This is a genomic window from Pseudomonas sp. 5Vm1k (assembly GCF_056161485.1).
On the sequence record NZ_JBSPCZ010000021.1, the window covers coordinates 1 to 18667 of the forward strand.

Consider the following 18667-nt stretch of genomic DNA (forward strand, 5'->3'; position numbering starts at 1 on the left):
CGGGCTTGCTCGCGAAGGGGCCCGGTCAGTCGACATCACTATTGACTGACGTAGCGCTTTCGCGAGCAAGCCCGCTCCCACAGGGGATTTGGGGTCGGTCAGTCAGACCGAATCCAGCAACTCATGCCGGGGCTTGCCGTCGCTGCAGCAGATGACACGATTCCTGCCGGTGGTCTTGGCTTCATAGAGCGCCTGATCCGCATCGTTCAACCACAACGTCGCATCAGTGTGCGCAGGGTTGAACGCCGCCAGGCCAATACTCAGGCTGACTTTCAGCGCCGGATTTTGATCGTAACCGAGGGTGGCAAAGCGATCGCGCAGTGCATCCATCGCCGCGGCAGCGCTGTTGAGGGGCAGGTCCGGGAGGATCACGCAAAACTCGTCGCCGCCGTAACGCCCGGCGACATCTGCTGCGCGCAGGTTCTGCTTGAGCATTTTGCTCAACTGACGCAGCACGATATCTCCGGCGACGTGGCCGTAGGTGTCGTTGATGGCTTTGAAGTGGTCGATGTCGATCAGCGCGATCGCCCCGCCCTGGTTCTGTCGCTGGCAGCGCTGGAATTCGATTTCCAGTTGATCCTTCCAGGCGCCGTGGTTCAGCAGGCCGGTGAGGCTGTCGGTGCGGCTCAGGGCTAGCAGTTCACGTTTTTGCCGGCCGAGGGTGATGGCCTGACGAAAGCAGATCCAACCGAGCGCCAGCGGGTACAGGCACAACAAGGGCAAGCAGGCGTAGAGCTGCAATGGGCTGGTATGCGGAATAAACGCGGGGCTGAACACTAGCAGGCCGACGCCCACGCCGAGGATCTGCGCCACGGTGCCAGCCAGGAGAAAACGCAAACCGCCGATGGCCACGTTGTTCATGGCCATCATGGAAAGGGTGGTGGCGCTGGGTAATGGATTGAACTGCATGGCCGCGACCCAGAAGCCGCCAAGAAAGGCGTCCACCAGCAGGTTACGGTGTTCGGCGTGGTACGGGAGTGTGGCGCGGCGGGCCCATTGATAGGCGGCGTGCGGCCAGACCAAGGCATTGAGCAGCATCACCACCCAGACCCACGGCGCCGGGTCGAGCGGGTACATCGCCGCGCTCACGCACATCAATCCCAGGGCCAACCCCAAGGTTCGCGACGTGTATAGCCTCCTGGCCAGTGAAAGTCCCTTTCCTCCCGTTTTTGCCATAGAGGCCTCTACCACTGAACGGAATCTGATCACACCGAGGGTTGCGGGTGTGAACGGAGTCTATCAGGGCAACGGCGAATAGCCATCACCAGTGGGCGGTGAATACCGGCATATGTGTACACCCCACTACCCTGTGGGAGCGGGCTTGCTCGCGAAGGGGCCGGTATATTCAACTTGGATGTCGACTGGCAAACCGCTTTCGCGAGCAAGCCCGCTCCCACAGAAAAGCGCAAGCATCGACCTACAGATTGGCTATACATGATGGGAGGGTTCGATAGACAACGATAAGAGGAGGCCCATGCAAACCTTTCAAGTGTTGATCATCGGCAGCGGTTTTGGTGGCCAGTGCGCGGCGATCAATTTGCTCAAGGCCGGCATCAGCGATTTTCGCCTGCTGGAGCGGCGGGACTTTTTCGGCGGCACCTGGTGCCAGAACACCTACCCCGGTGCGGCCGTCGATGTGCCCTCGCCGCTGTATTCGCTGTCCTTCGCACCCTACCAATGGACGCAGATGTTCGCCGAACAGGCTGAACTGCACCGCTACACCCAGCATGTGGTGGAGCATTTCGGCTTACGCGACAAAGTGGAGCTGGAAACCAACGTCGAAGGCATCGAATGGGACGACGCCAACAAACGCTGGGCAGTACACACCGCCAGCAAAGGCACGTTCTACGCGCAGTTCCTGATCAACGCGACAGGGCCGCTGAGCCAACCGGTGGTCCCACACTTCGAAGGCCAGGAACGCTTCCAGGGCAAAACCTTTCACACCAATAATTGGGATCATTCCTACGACTACAAAGGTAAACGTGTCGCTATCGTCGGCAGCGGCGCCAGTGCGGCCCAGGTGATCCCGGCGATTGCCCCGGACGTCGAACACCTGCATGTGTTCCAGCGCACAGCCCATTGGGTACTGCCCCGCGCCGATCGCACATTCGGCCGTTTTCAGCGCTGGTTGCTCGGGCTCAAACCGGCCTACAAGCTGCTGCGCTGGATGATCTACTGGCTGTTCGAAACTCGGGTCATCGCTTTCAAATATTCGAAACCGGCGATTCATCTGGTCCAGCAACAGGCCCTGCGCTTTCTCAAGCGCCAGGTACCCGACCCCGAATTGCGGCGCAAATTGACCCCGGACTTCACCATCGGCTGCAAACGCGTGCTGGTTTCCAGCACCTTGTACCCGGCATTGGGCCGGCCGAACGTGACGCTGCACAGCCGCGAGCAAGGCATCGCCTCCCTCGACGAAACCGGCATCAACACCCTGGACGGCCAGCACATCGCCGTCGACCTGATTGTCTGGTCCACCGGTTACGACGCCACCGACGGGGTGATTTCCTATCCGGTCACCGGCAAACACGGCAAACGCCTGAAAGACTTCTGGGCCCAATACCCACGAGCCTATCTGGGCACCAGCCTGCCGGACTTCCCCAACCTGTTTATCGTCACCGGTCCCAACACCGGCATCGGCCACACCTCGGCGCTGTTCATCATCGAATCCCAGATGAATTACATCCTCGGTTGCATTCGCACACTAAAAGAACAGGGCTTGCGCAGCATTGAAGTGCGCCCCGAGGCGGAACGTACCTACACTGAAATGATCCACCGGGAAATGGAGCGCACGGTGTGGAAGTCCGGGGGCTGCCACAGTTGGTATCAAAGCAAGAGCGGTCACGTAATCGCCATGTTTCCGGGGTTCAGTTTCAGCTATCACCGTTTGACCCGGTCGCTGAAACCCGCCGACCACATTCTGTCCTGATCACGTAAAAGGAAGACGCCTGATGCTTGTGTTGGTTGTCGCAATCGCGGTTTTCGTGGCCTGGAGCTGGCTGAGCTACCCGGCCATCGGCTATTGGCTGTATGACCTGAGCATGGCCCTGGAAGCCAAGCTGTATCGGCTGCACAAAATCGTCGTGCCGATAAGCGAAATGACCGTCTCGACCTGGCAAGGCGGGCCGTATGAAGCGTCCAGCAGCATCTTGATGCTGCACGGCTACAGCGCCGACAAGAACCTCTGGCTGCGCTTTGCCCGGCATTTCGTCGGCGACTATCGGGTGATCATTCCGGACCTCGCCGGCCATGGCGAAACCGGCTTCAAGGCCGGCGGCGGCTATGACATCGGGCTGCAGGCCAAGCGGATGATCCAGTTGCTCGATGTGTGCGGGGTCGAGAAGGTGCATGTGATCGGTAACTCCATGGGCGGCTACATCGCGGCGTGGCTGGCAGCCACCTACCCCGAGCGGATTGCCTCGGTGGCGCTGATCGATCCGGCAGGCGTCACCGCCCCTGAAGTCAGTGACCTGGAGCGTCAATTGTCCAAGGGTCACAACCCGTTTTTGATTCACACCAAAGAAGAATTCCAGCATTTCTACGCCATGACCATGGCCAACCCGCCGTGGGTGCCCGGGGTGGTACTGGACGCTGTCGCCCAGCGCTACGAACAAAGCCGCGACGAGCTGGCGGAAATTTTCGAGGACTTCCGCGCCAGCCCGCCGATGGAGCCGAAACTCGCCGACATCAAATGCCCGGCGCTATTGCTGTGGGGGCGTAAGGACCGGTTGATTGATGTCAGCAGCGTGGCGGTGTGGAGCAAGGGGATTGATAACTTGCGGGTGGATATCTGGGAAGGAATTGGCCATATGCCGATGGTTGAGCAACCCACGAGGGCGGCGCGGTTGTATCGGGAGTTTTTGGGGCCGCGACGATGATCAAGACCTGTGAGTCGAGAACCGCTTTTGTGGCGAGGGAGCTTGCTCCCGCTGGGTTGCGCAGCAGCCCAAAAACCTGCTGGCGCGTTTTTTCAGGCGCACCGCGTGTGACGGTTTACGACTGCTTCGCAGCCGAGCCGGAGCAAGCTCCCTCGCCACAGGAATTGGTTTCATGAACATTCTGTACGACGAACGCGTCGACGGCGTTCTGCCAAACGTAGACAAAGCCGCCCTGCTCAACCGCCTGCACCAGCAACTCCCCGACCTCGACCTGCTCTGGCGCGAAGAAGAACTCAAGCCTTACGAATGCGACGGCCTCTCGGCCTACCGCACCACGCCGATGCTGGTGGCCCTGCCCCGGCGCCTGGAGCAGGTGCAAAAACTACTGCAGATCTGTCACGCGCAACAGGTGCCGGTGGTGGCGCGCGGTGCCGGCACCGGGTTGTCCGGCGGTGCTTTGCCGCTGGAGAAAGGCGTGCTGCTGGTGATGGCGCGTTTTAACAACATCCTGCACATCGACCCCGCCGCCCGCACCGCGCGGGTCCAGCCCGGCGTGCGCAACCTGGCGATCTCGCAAGCGGCGGCGCCATTCGGCTTGTATTACGCGCCGGACCCGTCCTCGCAAATCGCCTGTTCCATCGGCGGTAACGTCGCGGAAAACGCCGGCGGCGTGCATTGCCTCAAATACGGCCTGACCGTGCACAACCTGCTGAAGCTGGAAGTGCTCACCGTCGAAGGCGAACGCCTGACCTTGGGCTCCGAAGCCCTGGATTCACCGGGTTTCGACCTGCTGGCGCTGTTCACCGGTTCCGAGGGTTTGCTCGGAATCATCACCGAAGTCACGGTCAAGTTGCTGCCCAAACCGCAAGTCGCCAAAGTCTTGCTGGCCAGTTTCGATTCGGTGGAAAAGGCCGGCCGCGCCGTGGCCGATATCATCGCCGCCGGGATCATCCCCGGTGGCCTGGAAATGATGGACAACCTCGCCATCCGCGCCGCCGAAGACTTCATCCACGCCGGTTACCCGGTGGACGCCGAGGCGATCCTGTTGTGTGAACTGGACGGCGTCGAAGCTGATGTCCACGACGACTGCCAACGGGTGCGCGAGGTGATGCAACAGGCCGGGGCCAGCGAAGTGCGCCAGGCCCGGGACGAAGCCGAACGCGTGCGCTTCTGGGCCGGGCGCAAAAACGCTTTCCCGGCTATCGGTCGCCTGTCGCCGGATTACTACTGCATGGACGGCACTATCCCCCGCCGCGAACTGCCTGGCGTACTGGAAGGCATCGCCCGCCTCGCTGCCGAGCATGGCTTGCGGGTCGCCAACGTGTTCCATGCCGGCGACGGCAACATGCACCCGTTGATCCTGTTCGACGCCAACCAGCCCGGTGAACTGGCCCGGGCCGAAGCGTTGGGCGGGCAAATTCTGGAACTGTGCGTGAAGGTCGGCGGCAGCATCACCGGCGAGCATGGCGTGGGCCGGGAGAAAATCAATCAGATGTGCGCGCAGTTCAACAGCGACGAGTTGACCCTGTTTCACGCGGTAAAAGCCGCGTTCGATCCGCAAGGCCTGCTCAACCCCGGCAAGAACATCCCGACCCTGCACCGCTGCGCGGAATTCGGCGCGATGCACATTCACGCCGGGCAATTGCCGTTTCCTGAGCTGGAGCGTTTCTGATGGCGGATTTCGATGCCAGCGAGACGTTGCTCGCGCAGGTCAATCAGGCACGGGAGAACGCCACGCCGCTGCGAATCCAGGGCAGCAACAGCAAGGCGTTTCTTGGCCGCGAGGTGGCCGGCGAAGTGCTCGACACCCGCGCCCATCGCGGCATCGTCAGCTATGACCCGACGGAACTGGTGGTCAGCGTCCGCGCCGGTACGCCGCTGAGTGAATTGCTGGCCACCCTCGACGCCAAGGGACAAATGCTGCCCTGCGAACCACCGTCATTCGGTGAAGGCGCCACCGTCGGCGGGATGATCGCAGCGGGGCTGTCCGGGCCACGGCGGCCATGGTCGGGTTCGGTGCGCGATTTTGTCCTCGGTACGCGGGTGATTACCGGCCTGGGCAAACACCTGCGGTTCGGCGGCGAAGTGATGAAAAACGTCGCCGGTTATGACCTGTCGCGCTTGCTGGTGGGCAGTTACGGCTGCCTCGGCGTGTTGACGGAAGTCTCGCTCAAAGTGCTGCCAAAACCCCGGCAATGCTTAAGCATCAGCCTGGAAATCGACAGCGCCCGCGCGCTGATCAAACTCGCCGAATGGGGTCAGCAACCGCTGCCGATCAGCGCCGCCAGTCACGACAGTCAACGTTTGTATCTGCGGCTGGAGGGTGGCGAAGGCTCGGTGACGGCGGCCCACCAACGGCTGGGCGGCGAGCCGTTGGATTCGGGTTACTGGACTGAACTGAACGAGCAGCGGCTGGCGTTTTTTGATGAAGGTCTGCCGCTGTGGCGACTGTCCCTGCCGAACAATCTCGGGCCTCTGTTGTTGCCCGGCGAGCAATTGATCGACTGGGCCGGCGCGCAACGCTGGTTGAAATCCGAGGCCAGCGATATTCAGTCGATGGCCCATGAATTGGGCGGTCATGCCACCTGCTTCAGCCACGGCGCCAGTGAAACACCGTTCCAGCCGCTGGCCCCGGCGCTGCTGCGCTACCACCGGCAACTCAAGGCGCAACTCGACCCGCAAGGGCTGTTTAACCCCGGCCGGATGTACGCGGAGCTCTAAGCATGCAAACGACCCTCAGCGAACAGTCCCGGCAACTGCCACGGGCCGCCGAAGCGGAAAAGATCCTGCGCACCTGCGTGCATTGCGGGTTCTGCAACGCCACTTGCCCGACCTATCAGTTGCTGGGGGATGAGCTGGACGGCCCGCGCGGGCGCATCTATCTGATCAAACAAGTGCTAGAAGGCGCGCCTGCCACAGCGAAAACCCAACTGCACCTGGACCGTTGCCTGTCGTGCCGCAACTGCGAAACCACCTGCCCGTCCGGGGTCGATTATCACAACCTGTTCGATATCGGCCGGGCCGTGGTCGATCAGGCAGTGCCGCGCCCGGCGGGGCAACGCTTGTTGCGCGAGGGCCTGCGGGCATTGGCGCCGAACCCGAACCTGTTCAAGTCGCTGCTGCGAATCGGCGCAACGTTCCGTCCGTTATTGCCGCGCAACGTCGAAGCGAAACTGCCCCACGATTTGCCTGCCACCGGCGAGCGCCCCGCCCCTCGGCATGCGCGGCGGGTGTTGATGCTCGAAGGTTGCGTGCAACCCGGTTTGTCGCCCAACACCAATGCCGCCACGGCGCGGGTGCTGGATCGATTGGGGATCAGCGTCATCCCGGCACCGAAGGCCGGTTGTTGCGGAGCGTTGGATTATCACCTCGACGCCCAGACCAAAGGGCTGCAGCGCGCCCGACACAATATCGACGCCTGGTGGCCGCACCTGGAAAACGGTGCCGAAGCCATCGTCCAGACGGCCAGCGGTTGTGGTGCGTTCATCAAGGATTACGGGCATTTGCTGGAGGGCGATCCGGTCTACGCGGCCAAGGCTCAGCGGGTCAGCGCACTGGCGCTGGATCTGGTGCAAGTGCTGGCCGATGAGCCACTGGAGCGTGTGTGCGCCGCGACGGATCGCAAGATTGCCTTCCATTGCCCGTGCACCTTGCAGCACGCACAGAAACTCGGCGGCGCGGTGGAGGCGGTCCTCACTCGACTGGGCTTCAATCTCACCGCCGTACCGGACAGTCATTTATGTTGTGGTTCGGCCGGCACCTATTCCCTGACTCAACCGGAACTGGCCCGGCAACTGCGCGACAACAAGCTCAACGCTCTGGAAAGCGGCCACCCCGAACTGATCGTCACCGCCAACATCGGCTGCCAGAGCCACCTCGCCAGCGCCGGGCGCACCCCAGTGCGGCACTGGATCGAATTGGTGGACCAGTCGCTGGGAGAATGAAGTTCGTAGGAATCTTCGTTTGTCGGCGCCGCAGAAGGCTGCGATCTTTTCCCCCATCCTCTCTGTCACCGTGCCAGGAATTTTTTTCATGAGCCACCCGAGCTTCGTCAGCCCCGACCTGATCCGCCAACGCTTCTCCAAAGCGATGTCCGACATGTACCGCGAAGAAGTGCCGCTGTACGGCGCGCTGATGGAACTGGTGGAACAGACCAACCGCCACGTACTCGACAACGACCCGCAGATCGCTCGACAACTCGAAAGCACCGGCGAAATCCAGCGCCTGGACCTGGAACGCCACGGCGCAATCCGCGTCGGCACCGCCACGGAACTGGCGACCCTCGCCCGCCTGTTCGCGGTGATGGGCATGCAACCGGTGGGTTATTACGACCTGACCCCGGCGGGCGTGCCGGTGCATTCCACAGCGTTTCGCGCGGTGCATGAAGCGGCGTTGCAAGTCAGCCCGTTCCGAGTGTTCACCTCGCTGCTGCGCCTGGAGCTGATCGAAGACCTGGAGTTGCGGGCGTTCGCCCAATCGGTGCTGGATAAACGCTCGATCTTCACCCCTGCTGCCTTGGCGTTGATCGAGCAGGCCGAAACCCAGGGTGGTTTAACCGAAAAGCAAGCCTGGGAGTTTGTCGAGCAGGCTCTGGAGACCTTCCGCTGGCACCACAGCGCCACCGTCACCGCCGCGCAATACCAGCAACTCAGCGCCCAGCATCGACTGGTCGCCGACGTCGTCGCGTTCAAGGGCCCGCACATCAATCACCTGACCCCGCGTACCCTGGACATCGACATCGTCCAGGCACAAATGCCGGCCCACGGCATCACCCCCAAAGCCGTGATCGAAGGCCCGCCGCGCCGTCAGTGCCCGATCCTGCTGCGCCAGACCAGTTTCAAAGCGCTGGACGAGCCGATTGCCTTCACCGATCAAGACCAGACGCGCGGCAGCCACAGCGCCCGTTTCGGCGAAATCGAACAACGCGGTGCGGCGCTCACGCCCAAGGGTCGAGCGCTTTACGATCGCCTGCTTAATGCCGCGCGGGATGAGCTGAAGGATTTCCCGAATGAAGCCAACGCCGCGCGTTACAACGAACTGATGGCCCAGCACTTTGGCGAATTCCCTGACACGCTTGAGGGCATGCGCCGACAGGAACTGGCGTACTTTCGCTACTTCGTGACGGAAAAAGGCCTGGCCGCTGATGGTCTCGATGGCGTGACGCTGGACGACTTGCTCAGCGGCGGATATGTGCGGGTTGAGCCGCTGGTGTATGAAGACTTTTTGCCGGTCAGCGCGGCGGGGATTTTCCAGTCGAACCTGGGCGATGCGGCGCAAACCCACTATGGCGTGCACTCGAACCAGCAGGCGTTTGAGCAAGCGCTGGGGCGTAGGACGATTGATGAATTGGGGTTGTATGCCGAGACGCAGCAGCGTTCGGTTGATGAGTGTTTCGCAGCTCTTAAGCGGTGAATCATTGAAAAGATCGCAGCCTTCGGCAGCTCCTACAGGGTACGCATTCCAATGTAGGCGCTGCCGAAGGCTGCGATCTTTTGATCTTATTTTTTCAACGCCGCCAACAACGCCTCAGCCGTCGCTTCCGAAGACGCCGGATTCTGCCCGCTCAGCAACAACCCATCAGTCGTCACATAGCTCGCCCAATCGTCGCCCTTCGAATAAATCCCGCCTTTGGCCTTCAACTCATCCTCGACCAAAAACGGCACCACATCAGTCAACTGCACAGCCTCTTCTTCGCTATTGCTGAAGCCGGTCACACGTTTGCCTTTGACCAACGGCTGACCGTCCGCATCTTTCACATGACGCAACACACCCGGCGCATGGCAAACCGTCGCGACTGGTTTGCCAGCCTTGTATAGCGCCTCGATCAGCGCGATCGAATCCTTGTCTTCAGCCAGGTCCCACAGTGGCCCGTGACCGCCCGGATAAAACACGGCATCGAAATCTTCAGCCTTCACGCTGCTCAACACGACCGTGGACGCGAGCGCCGATTGCGCCGCCGAGTCTTTGCGAAAGCGATCGGTGGCAGCGGTTTGCGCATCCGGCTCGTCGCTTTTCGGGTCCAGCGGTGGCTGGCCGCCCTTGGGCGAGGCGAGGGTCAGTTGAGCGCCAGCGTCCTTGAACGTGTAATACGGTGCGGCGAATTCTTCCAGCCAGAAGCCGGTTTTCTTACCGGTGTTTCCCAATTGATCGTGGGACGTTAGAACCATCAGGATTTTCATGTCGTTCTCACTTGATTTCAGGAATTGTCGGACGCTCGACGGCGCGTGGGTACAGAGTCATTGACCACCCGGTTGCGCGGATCGTTTCACTCATCGAAGGGTGGTGAGGCCGGATGATACGGAGGCTGTTCAAATTTAGATATTGATATATCTCAATATCGTGATACCTCTATAAAGGCGTTCACAGCGCACCCGGCTCAGCCACGGCTGACGGCGCACGAACGCACTCCTTCCGCTTTACAGGACTTACCGATGACCGGCTCCACCCTCTTCACGCCTATCCGTCTAGGCCCGTTCACCCTGCAAAATCGCCTGGTGCTGCCGCCATTGACCCGCTCACGCAGCACTCAGCCCGGCAACATTCCCAATGCCCTGATGGCCGAGTATTACCGTCAACGCAGCAGTGCCGGTTTACTGATCACCGAAGGGATTCAGATCGAACCGCGCGGCCAGGGCTATGCCTGGACGCCGGGGATTCACACCCAGGAACAGATCGACGGCTGGAAACAAGTGACGACTGCCGTGCACCTTGAAGGCAAACCGATTTTTGCCCAGTTGTGGCATGTCGGTCGGGTGTCCCACACCTCGCTGCAGCCAGATGGCGCGGCACCGGTCGCGCCCTCTGCGATTCCGGCGACGGCGGTGAGTGTGTTTATCGAAACCGGCCCGGGCACCGGCGCCCTGGCCGAGCCGTCTATGCCTCAGGCGCTGAGCACCGAACAGATCAAGGAACTCGTCCAGCTTTACGCTCAGGCGGCACGCAATGCCATGGAGGCTGGTTTCGATGGCGTCGAATTGCATTGCGCCAACGGTTATCTGGTCAACCAGTTCATCTCCGCCCACAGCAACCAGCGCACCGACGAATATGGTGGCTCGTTGAGCAATCGCCTGCGATTTCTGCGCGAGATCACTGAAGCCGTGTCCGCAGTGGTCGGCAAGGATCGGGTCGGTGTGCGTTTTGCTCCGCTGTTCGCCAGCACTGATGAAGCGCGGGTATACCTCGGATTGGTGGAAGAGAACCCGCACGAAACCTACCTGGAAGCCGTCAGATTGATGGAACAGATCGGCATTGCCTACGTGTCCCTGGCCGAAGCCGACTGGGACAACGCCCCGGAACTGCCGATCACCTTCCGCCAAGCTGTGCGCGAGGCCTTCAGCGGATTGCTGATGTATGCCGGCAAGTACTCCAGCGAACGTGCCGACAAGGTACTGAACGCCGATTGGGGCGACTTGATCGGGTTCGGCCGCTGGTTTATCGCCAACCCGGACTTGCCGGCACGCCTGCTGAATCAGTGGCCGCTCAATGAACTCGATGCGTCCAGCCTGTACGGTGGAACCGCCGCCGGTTACAGCGATTACCCGCGCTACCAGCCGAGCCTGTAAACTGCGCGGCAGATCGGACCCTTGACCCAAGGCGCCGATCTGCCGGCCTCAGGGTTTCGGCTTATTTCGACGCAGCACACAGGCCCCCAGGCTCGACCATGACTCTTGATCTGAACGACATCATCAAAGCCCTTTCCAACCCCACGCGCCTGCAAATCATGCTGTGGTTGAAGGAGCCGCGCGTGCACTTCCCGACACAGGAACGTGACCCGGAAGAAATCGGTGTGTGCGTCAGCATCATTCAGGAAAAGGTCGGCCTGTCGCAGTCCACCGTATCGCTGTACCTCACCGCCCTGCAACGGGCCAACCTGGTGACCTCGCAGCGGATCGGGCCCTGGACGTATTACCGACGCAACGAAACCACGATCGTACAATTTGTCGAGCAGATCGGCGCCAGGCTCTAATGATGGCGCATAGCCTTGATGCGCAAGAAGTTGCGCACTTGTTCCGCAAAAAACAGTTCCAATATCGCTAAGCGCCAGACCTGCCGGGGGCTGTAGCCGAGTGCGCAAGAAGTTGCGCAGTACTGCGCAACTTCTTGCGCACTTTAGGGGGTGATTTCCCTCCAAACGCACCCAAGCTATTGAAAAACCTCGGCCATACCCCCGGTTTAATTGGTCCTCAACTTTTCTGGCACGGACCTTGATAAGTGTTAGGCACCCACCGGGCGATTTCGCCTCCCGGGCACCCTAAATTTTTAGCAAGGAGCACATCCATGGCTACACCAGCGTACATGTCCGTCACTGGCGAAAAACAAGGTCTGATCACTGCCGGCGCTTTCACCGCCGACTCGGTTGGCAACACTTATCAAGAAGGTCACGAAGACCAAGTCATGGTTCAGGCTTTCAGCCACGACGTGATCATCCCGCGTGACCCACAGTCCGGCCAACCGACCGGCCAGCGCGTTCACAAGCCAGTTGTGATCACCAAGGTCTACGACAAGGCTTCGCCACTGCTGCAAGCGGCGCTGACTTCCGGCGAGCGCATGAGCGAAATCGTTATCCAGTGGTACCGCACTTCGGCCCAAGGGACCCAAGAGCACTACTACACCACCAAACTGGAAGACGCGATCATCGTCGCCATCAACAACAAAATGCACAACTGCCAGGATCCGTCGAACTCCCACTTCACGCACCTGGAAGAAGTGCAGTTCACCTACCGCAAAATCACCTGGACCCACGAAGTCTCCGGTACTTCGGGTTCCGATGACTGGCGTCAACCAGTCGCTTAATCGCGGCTGACCGCTTCACGCATCGGCCAGCTCTGCTGGTCGATGTCGTTTACGCCTTTCCAGAATTTCGCGTCTGCTGATCCTTTGAACGGGTATTGGTTTACGCCGCAACACTGCACGAGGAACAAGGGATGTTCGCGCCGGCCAATCAGACTCACTTTGCCCTGACTATCGAAGGTCTGGATAACGACCTCCAGGTGCTTGCCCTGCAAGGCCGGGAAGCCATCAGCCAGCCTTTTGTGTTTGAGGTGGAACTGGTCAGTGAGAAGCCGTCTCTGGACCTCGAGACTTTGCTGCACAAACCGGCCTTTTTGCAGCTCTCGCCTGATGGCAGCGGCATCCACGGCCAGATCTATCGCGCCGTTCAGGGTGATTCCGGCAAACGCCTGACCCGCTACGCGGTGACCCTGCGCCCGCAACTGTCCTACCTGGCGCACCGCATCAACCAACGCATCTTCCAGAACCTCAGCGTGCCGAAAATCGTCGGCATGGTCCTCGAAGAGCACGGCATCCAAAGCAATGCCTACGAATTCAAAGTCGGGGCGGTTTATCCCGAGCGCATCTACTGCGTTCAATACGATGAATCGGACCTGCAGTTCATCCAGCGCCTGTGCGAGGAAGAAGGTATTCACTACCACTTCCAGCACAGCGCCACGGCCCACAAACTGGTGTTCGGCGATGACCAGACGGTGTTCCCGAAACTCGCACCAGTGGCCTATCAGCAAGACTCCGGCATGGTCGCCACCGACCCGGTGATCAAGCGCTTCGACCTGCGCCTGGAAACCCGCACCAGCCGCACCACCCGCCGCGACTACGACTTCGAAAAACCGCGCATGACGCTGGAAAGCGAAAACCGTGGCGACGCCCTGCCCGACCTCGAAGACTACGACTACCCCGGCCGCTTCATCGACCGCGAACGCGGCAAACACCTGGCCAAACGCGCCCTCGAACGTCACCGCAGCGACTTCCAGCTCGCCGAAGGCAGAAGCGATCAGCCGATACTGGTCAGCGGCCACTTCCTGGCCCTGACCGAGCACCCGAAAGCCAAGTGGAACGACTTGTGGCTGCTGACTGAAGTCCTCCATGAAGGCAAACAGCCGCAAGTGCTAGAAGAGTCGGTCACCAGCAACACCACGGCGTTGAAGGATGACTTCCATCAAGGCTATCGCAACCGTTTCCAGGCGACGCCGTGGGACGTACCGAACCGCCCGCCGCTGAACCACCCCAAGCCGCGAATCCTCGGCAGCCAGAGCGCCGTCGTCACCGGGCCAAAAGGTGAAGAAATCCACTGCGACCAATACGGCCGCGTCAAAGTCCAGTTCCACTGGGACCGCGAAGGCCAGGCCGACGACAAAACCAGCTGCTGGCTACGCGTCTCCTCCGCCTGGGCCGGCGCCCACTACGGCGGCATCGCCATCCCGCGCATCGGCATGGAAGTGCTGGTGACCTTCCTCGAAGGCGACCCCGACCAGCCGCTGATCAGTGGATGCCTGTACCACAAGGAAAACATCGTCCCCTACGAGCTGCCGGCGAACAAAACACGCAGCACTTTCAAGACCCTGAGCTCCCCCGGTGGCGGCGGTTACAACGAACTGCGCATCGAGGATAAGAAAGGTCAGGAACAAATCTTCCTGCACGCCCAGCGCGATTGGGACGAAAACATCGAGCACGACCAGAAGATTCGGGTCGGCAATGAACGGCACGATACTGTTGAGAAGAACAGCTATACGGAGTTCAAGGCTGAGGAACATCACACGGTTTATGCGGACCGGAAGGTTGAGGCGCAGGCGAATGATCATTTGACTGTGGGGGTTAACCAGCACATCAAGGTTGGGACTGGGCAGTTTATTGAGGCGGGCCAGGAGATTCATCTCGACAGCGGCATCAAGGTGGTACTTGAAGCCGGCAGCGAACTGACCCTTATTGGCGGCGGTAGCTTCATCAAGATCGATGCCGGGGGTGTAACGCTGAGCGGGCCGGTGATCAACATGAACTCTGGCGGCAACGCGGGGAACGGTACGGGAGCGGCACCGATTCTACCGGTCCCCCCTAAACCTGCAGACACTGCGCCCGTCGGACAGACGCTGGGCAATGCGCCGGTAAACAATGCGGCGCCGAGAAAAACCCCGGGCGAAAAAGGCCCAGAGGCTCTTATCGTTGATGTCTGGGGTGACCCTGAACTGGGCAGCCAATTGCAACTACTGGGCCCGGAGGGCAAGGCATGAGCAGTTTTAACGACAAGCCCATAAGCGAAGGGACTCGCAAGAAAACCGAATACGAGAATGAGCAGAAGTCGCGATTGGCGCTGAACGTAGAACGTACCGATGGCGGCAAACTGCAGATTCCAATCATGGTCGATGCCAAGACCACTCAAGAAGAAGAAAAGTACCAGCACAACACGTTGTTGGCGGTGACCCCGCTGGCGCGGCTACCGGGGCATGACAAACTCAATGAAACGTTACAAGGCGCGTTACCGCGCCCTGGCCGCATCTATGTGTTCCTGAAAAACAAGCTGTGGCGAGAACTGGAAACCGACGGTAAAGGTCAGCTGTTCGAAGTCGACGTGGCCCACTGGCGCAAGATTGCCGAGAAAAAAGGCGATGCCGACAAACGCGAACCAGTGTGCGTCAAACAATATCTGATTCTGGTTCCGATGTTTCTACAGGGTCGATTTGTTGGCGACCAACTGAGCATGGCCTACAGCGAATTACCGTGGACCTGGGAATACATCGAGTGGCTCGAAAAGGACGCGGGACGGATCAAGGCACGCAGTCAAAACATGGCGGCTGCCTGGGCGGCGACTGCGGGTGAAACGCAGCACTGGAAGGCTTCGTTGATTTATCCAGCGACGCCTGTAAAGGGTCTGGTCAAGGGGTTGCGGGCGCGCGACTTCAACATCGAATCCGCCCTGGAAGATCCTGCGGACTTCACCCCAGCGTTTGCTGCGTTCAAAACAGATGCGTTGATTCTGAAACTGCAACAACGCAAGCAGGACCTGGCGGGAAAACTCAAGCTCCCGCCGCCGACTGCGCTTCCTACTGTGGAGGCAGGGACAGACGTGCTGGCCCAGAACACCTTGCGCGACTACCCGCATTTGGTGGGCATGATTCTCGATGACCCGTTATTCGCTTTGCGTCACGCAACCGCGCAAATTCGTGATTGCGTCGATTACCTGCAAACCCTGAATGCGCTGGTACCCCACGAACCTCACGGACGCTATGCACAGGTGCTTTACAGCACCCTCGCCGGTCCACTCGCCAAACTCCAGGACGAAGTCGATCTGCCTAAATTGCAGAAAGCCGTCTTCGAAGAAGCTCGTGAGAAGTGTCGTGAAAAACTGGCGCAACGATTAACTAACCTCGTAGACCTGCTGGACAAAAAACTGCATCCGGTGCTGCTCGACTGGAGCTACAGTCGCAACGAAGCGCTGTTGGAACCGTATTGCCTGCTAACCGAATCACTCGATGCGCTGAACCAGGTCCCCAACCGCAGTGACGCCATGTATACCGGCAAGGGCTACCCAGAACTGACCGGCCCTATCAATCGTCTCGTACAAGGCCTGCTCCAGGGTCAGCACCCACTGGGCGCCTTGATGCTGGCAAAAACCGCCGACCAGTTACCCGATCTGGTTAAACGTCTGAAAACCCTGCGCGACAGCGGTAAAGAACCAAAGCCGGAAGCAATGGGCTTAAGCACATTGATGCTGACGGCATCGCTGACGGGTGAAGTCGACCAACCCAGCGCCGGCAAAGGCTTTGCGTATTTTCTCGCCGACTTACTCGATAACTTCGGTGCCAGTGTCGTGGCCCAGATCGGCCGCTTGTCGCAGGACGCGTCGAAAATCCAGCTTGATCGATTGTTCTCCCCCACATTTGTGACCCTGGCAGCACTCTCGCCGAAAATGGCCGAGATCAAGTTAATGCCTCAGGGCCAGGCACTGGCCCAGAACTACGTGGTTATCGGCGTACAGGGTGCCGGACTGCGCGGTGGGCTCACCGACGTCGAACGCCAGGCCCTGACCCGTAAAAGCTACCGTTACGCCACTTTGCATGACCAGTCCGGCACAACCGTGGGCAGTACCAGCCCACGAGGCTCTGGCGCAGGGCGCCCTACATTGCGCGATGTCACGGTCATTGCCATCCCCAAAGGGAATGCAGACCTGGCCAAATACAACGAATTCCGCGTTCGTTTCGGGGCTGTTACCGAGACGATGGAGAAAAACAAGGTTGTGCCGACGTTGATGGTGGCGTTTGCGGTTTATAACCTATTAATACAGGTAAAAGCTTACAGTGACCTTCAATCCGGAGGAGAGCAATGGCGCGGAGTAGTTGGTGTCTTTAGTGCAGTCGTAGACTTAATGGCTGCTCTAGGTAGCCACGGCAAGCTGCTCTTTGGTTCTTCTGCAACAAGCTACATCACCGCGCCACGAATTGAGGTCAAAACGCTTTCTTCTCGGTGGGCGTTAAATCTGGAAAAGCAAACTGGAAGCCCTAAGCTTCCGTTACTACGCGCCGTTGGTGCCGGAGCGACATTACTAGGAGCATCCCTCAGCGGTTGGGACAGCTACCGAGCTCTCAATCAAGGCGACACAGATGCGGCAGCTGCATATGCTGTAGCAGCGGTAGGTGGCGGTTTGTGGGCGGCTTACGGCGTTGGATTAGTTATTAATCCTTACGCCTTGGTGGTCGGTATGGTTCTGGCTATAGGCGGTACTATCGCAGCCAATCTATTGACCGACAGCGACATGGAAATCGTGGTAAAAAAAGGTCCATTCGGTCTCCAGTTTGCCGAAGCTGGCATGCTGGATCAGGCTCTGGGCAAAGGCCAGCGTTTCGCTCACTTGAAGGACCCGCAGATCGCCTACCAACAACTGCTCGGCATTATCGGAAAACCGCAAATATTCGTACAGCGATTAGCCGACTGGCGAAAAAAAGCGCCTGCAGCTCATCTCAAGGCACTGCAACAAGCTGATAGCGATCGTAGGGCACTGCCAGATTCTGGGCTGCAATGTGTCATACCCGGAAAGCAGCCTCTAACCGATGAGGATTGGGCCATCGTTCTCAGTTCTCCACTGCTATCAATGTTCGAGAATGACCAGCAATTTCAGTTGATCGCCCAAGAATTCCAGAGCAGCCTGCGTATAAACGGCGCCTTCGATGTAAAACGCTATAATCGTGTCCCCGCTGCGGCCCCCAAGCTAGCAGCGCTTTTACTGGATACCACTAGCGTGCTCTATGTTCTTCCCGCCAGCTTACCCGTTGCTCAACTCAGTCCTCTGGATCGTTACAATGTGCGTATGACTCAGGGCTTGAAAGTCAGTGCTCAGTTTGAACTAAGTACAGATCAAGCAAGCGAGCGGTTGGTGTTGCCCCAACCTAGCCCTAAAAGCTGGTCAGCTTTTACCCCGGTTAACCGTCGTTTGCCACCGGATGATCTGCAACCGGAAGCCGCCCCACCCTATTGGCAAATTGAAACCACCGAGTTCTCTGTATGACTGTCCAAATGGATAACCCGTACGCTGCCGGTGCCTACCGCAGCAACAGCCGCGCCCCGCTACCTCCTCCAAAATGGGCGGAAGATGCCAATCGCTCAGGGAACTTTGACACCCACCTCGCCTTTGGTCATTACGCAAATCTAGAACCGGCGATGGAAATTAATACCCAGCTACAAGGTGAAGAACAGACCATTTACCAGCGACAGCAGAAGCTAGGAAAAAAGGAAGAGGCGTATTGCGATGCCAGACGCTGGCGCTTTCAAAACTCGAGTAAAATCCCCCACTTATTTTCAATTTTCAGACTCATGTGTTTCTTCTTCATATGGGTTCCTTGGGGAGCGGGAATTATAATTAATTTCATCCCTGAAACCGGACGCAAAGATGTTAATGCATTTCTGGTTTTACTTTCTTCAGTTCTGGTCGTCGCGCTGATGATTACTTCACTTGCTCTTTACATGAACGGAAAAAAAGTTGTTCATCACATCCAAATTATTGGTTTATG

13 protein-coding genes are annotated in these 18667 nt (G+C 59.3%); 11 read left to right on the forward strand and 2 right to left on the reverse strand.

The window, feature by feature from the left end; all coding sequences use genetic code 11:
- Positions 1 to 102: 102 nt before the first annotated feature.
- Positions 103 to 1176 (reverse strand): diguanylate cyclase, encoded by a 1074-nt coding sequence (locus tag ACWIKB_RS28445; protein WP_475270830.1) that lies wholly within the window; start codon positions 1174 to 1176, stop codon positions 103 to 105.
- A 298-nt stretch (positions 1177 to 1474) separates the two neighbouring features.
- Here ACWIKB_RS28445 and ACWIKB_RS28450 point away from each other — a divergent pair, with 298 nt between their 5' ends.
- From ACWIKB_RS28450 to hglS, 6 genes are all read left to right on the forward strand, one after another.
- Positions 1475 to 2929: a flavin-containing monooxygenase gene (locus ACWIKB_RS28450; RefSeq protein ID WP_475270831.1), complete on the forward strand. Its 1455-nt coding sequence runs from the start codon at positions 1475 to 1477 to the stop codon at positions 2927 to 2929.
- A gap of 22 nt (positions 2930 to 2951) precedes the next feature.
- Positions 2952 to 3878 carry an alpha/beta fold hydrolase gene (locus tag ACWIKB_RS28455; protein ID WP_475270832.1) on the forward strand — a complete coding sequence of 309 codons (927 nt, stop codon included), beginning with the start codon at positions 2952 to 2954 and terminating at the stop codon, positions 3876 to 3878.
- Positions 3879 to 4050: 172 nt separating this feature from the next.
- A complete protein-coding gene (glcD, locus tag ACWIKB_RS28460) occupies positions 4051 to 5550 on the forward strand; it encodes a glycolate oxidase subunit GlcD (protein WP_475270834.1) in 1500 nt (499 codons plus the stop codon).
- The gene (gene glcE / locus ACWIKB_RS28465) at positions 5550 to 6599 is read left to right on the forward strand and encodes a glycolate oxidase subunit GlcE (RefSeq protein ID WP_475270835.1); all 1050 of its coding nucleotides are present in this window, start codon (positions 5550 to 5552) and stop codon (positions 6597 to 6599) included. Before glcD ends, glcE begins: the two co-directional genes overlap by 1 nt.
- A gap of 2 nt (positions 6600 to 6601) precedes the next feature.
- Positions 6602 to 7822: a glycolate oxidase subunit GlcF gene (gene glcF / locus ACWIKB_RS28470; protein ID WP_475270837.1), complete on the forward strand. Its 1221-nt coding sequence runs from the start codon at positions 6602 to 6604 to the stop codon at positions 7820 to 7822.
- Positions 7823 to 7910: 88 nt separating this feature from the next.
- A complete protein-coding gene (hglS, locus tag ACWIKB_RS28475) occupies positions 7911 to 9290 on the forward strand; it encodes a 2-oxoadipate dioxygenase/decarboxylase HglS (protein WP_475270838.1) in 1380 nt (459 codons plus the stop codon).
- An 86-nt stretch (positions 9291 to 9376) separates the two neighbouring features.
- On the opposite strand, the gene ACWIKB_RS28480 is transcribed toward hglS, so the two are convergent.
- Complete coding sequence (locus ACWIKB_RS28480) at positions 9377 to 10057, reverse strand: type 1 glutamine amidotransferase domain-containing protein (RefSeq protein WP_475270839.1); 681 nt, start codon at positions 10055 to 10057, stop codon at positions 9377 to 9379.
- A 252-nt stretch (positions 10058 to 10309) separates the two neighbouring features.
- Here ACWIKB_RS28480 and ACWIKB_RS28485 point away from each other — a divergent pair, with 252 nt between their 5' ends.
- The 5 genes from ACWIKB_RS28485 to ACWIKB_RS28505 all read left to right on the forward strand — a co-directional run bounded on the left by ACWIKB_RS28485 (position 10310) and on the right by ACWIKB_RS28505 (position 18165).
- Entirely contained in the window at positions 10310 to 11440 is a 1131-nt protein-coding gene (locus ACWIKB_RS28485; RefSeq protein WP_475270841.1) for an alkene reductase, read from the forward strand.
- A gap of 98 nt (positions 11441 to 11538) precedes the next feature.
- Positions 11539 to 11844 (forward strand): ArsR/SmtB family transcription factor, encoded by a 306-nt coding sequence (locus ACWIKB_RS28490; RefSeq protein ID WP_475270842.1) that lies wholly within the window; start codon positions 11539 to 11541, stop codon positions 11842 to 11844.
- Between the two features lie 311 nt (positions 11845 to 12155).
- Positions 12156 to 12671 (forward strand): Hcp family type VI secretion system effector, encoded by a 516-nt coding sequence (locus ACWIKB_RS28495; RefSeq protein WP_054051032.1) that lies wholly within the window; start codon positions 12156 to 12158, stop codon positions 12669 to 12671.
- A 131-nt stretch (positions 12672 to 12802) separates the two neighbouring features.
- Positions 12803 to 14896, forward strand: coding sequence for a type VI secretion system Vgr family protein (locus ACWIKB_RS28500; protein WP_475270843.1), 2094 nt, complete (start codon positions 12803 to 12805; stop codon positions 14894 to 14896).
- On the forward strand, positions 14893 to 18165 hold the full coding sequence (locus tag ACWIKB_RS28505) for a hypothetical protein (protein WP_475270844.1): 3273 nt from the start codon (positions 14893 to 14895) through the stop codon (positions 18163 to 18165). The genes ACWIKB_RS28500 and ACWIKB_RS28505 overlap by 4 nt, the downstream gene beginning before the upstream one ends.
- Positions 18166 to 18667 lie beyond the last annotated feature (502 nt).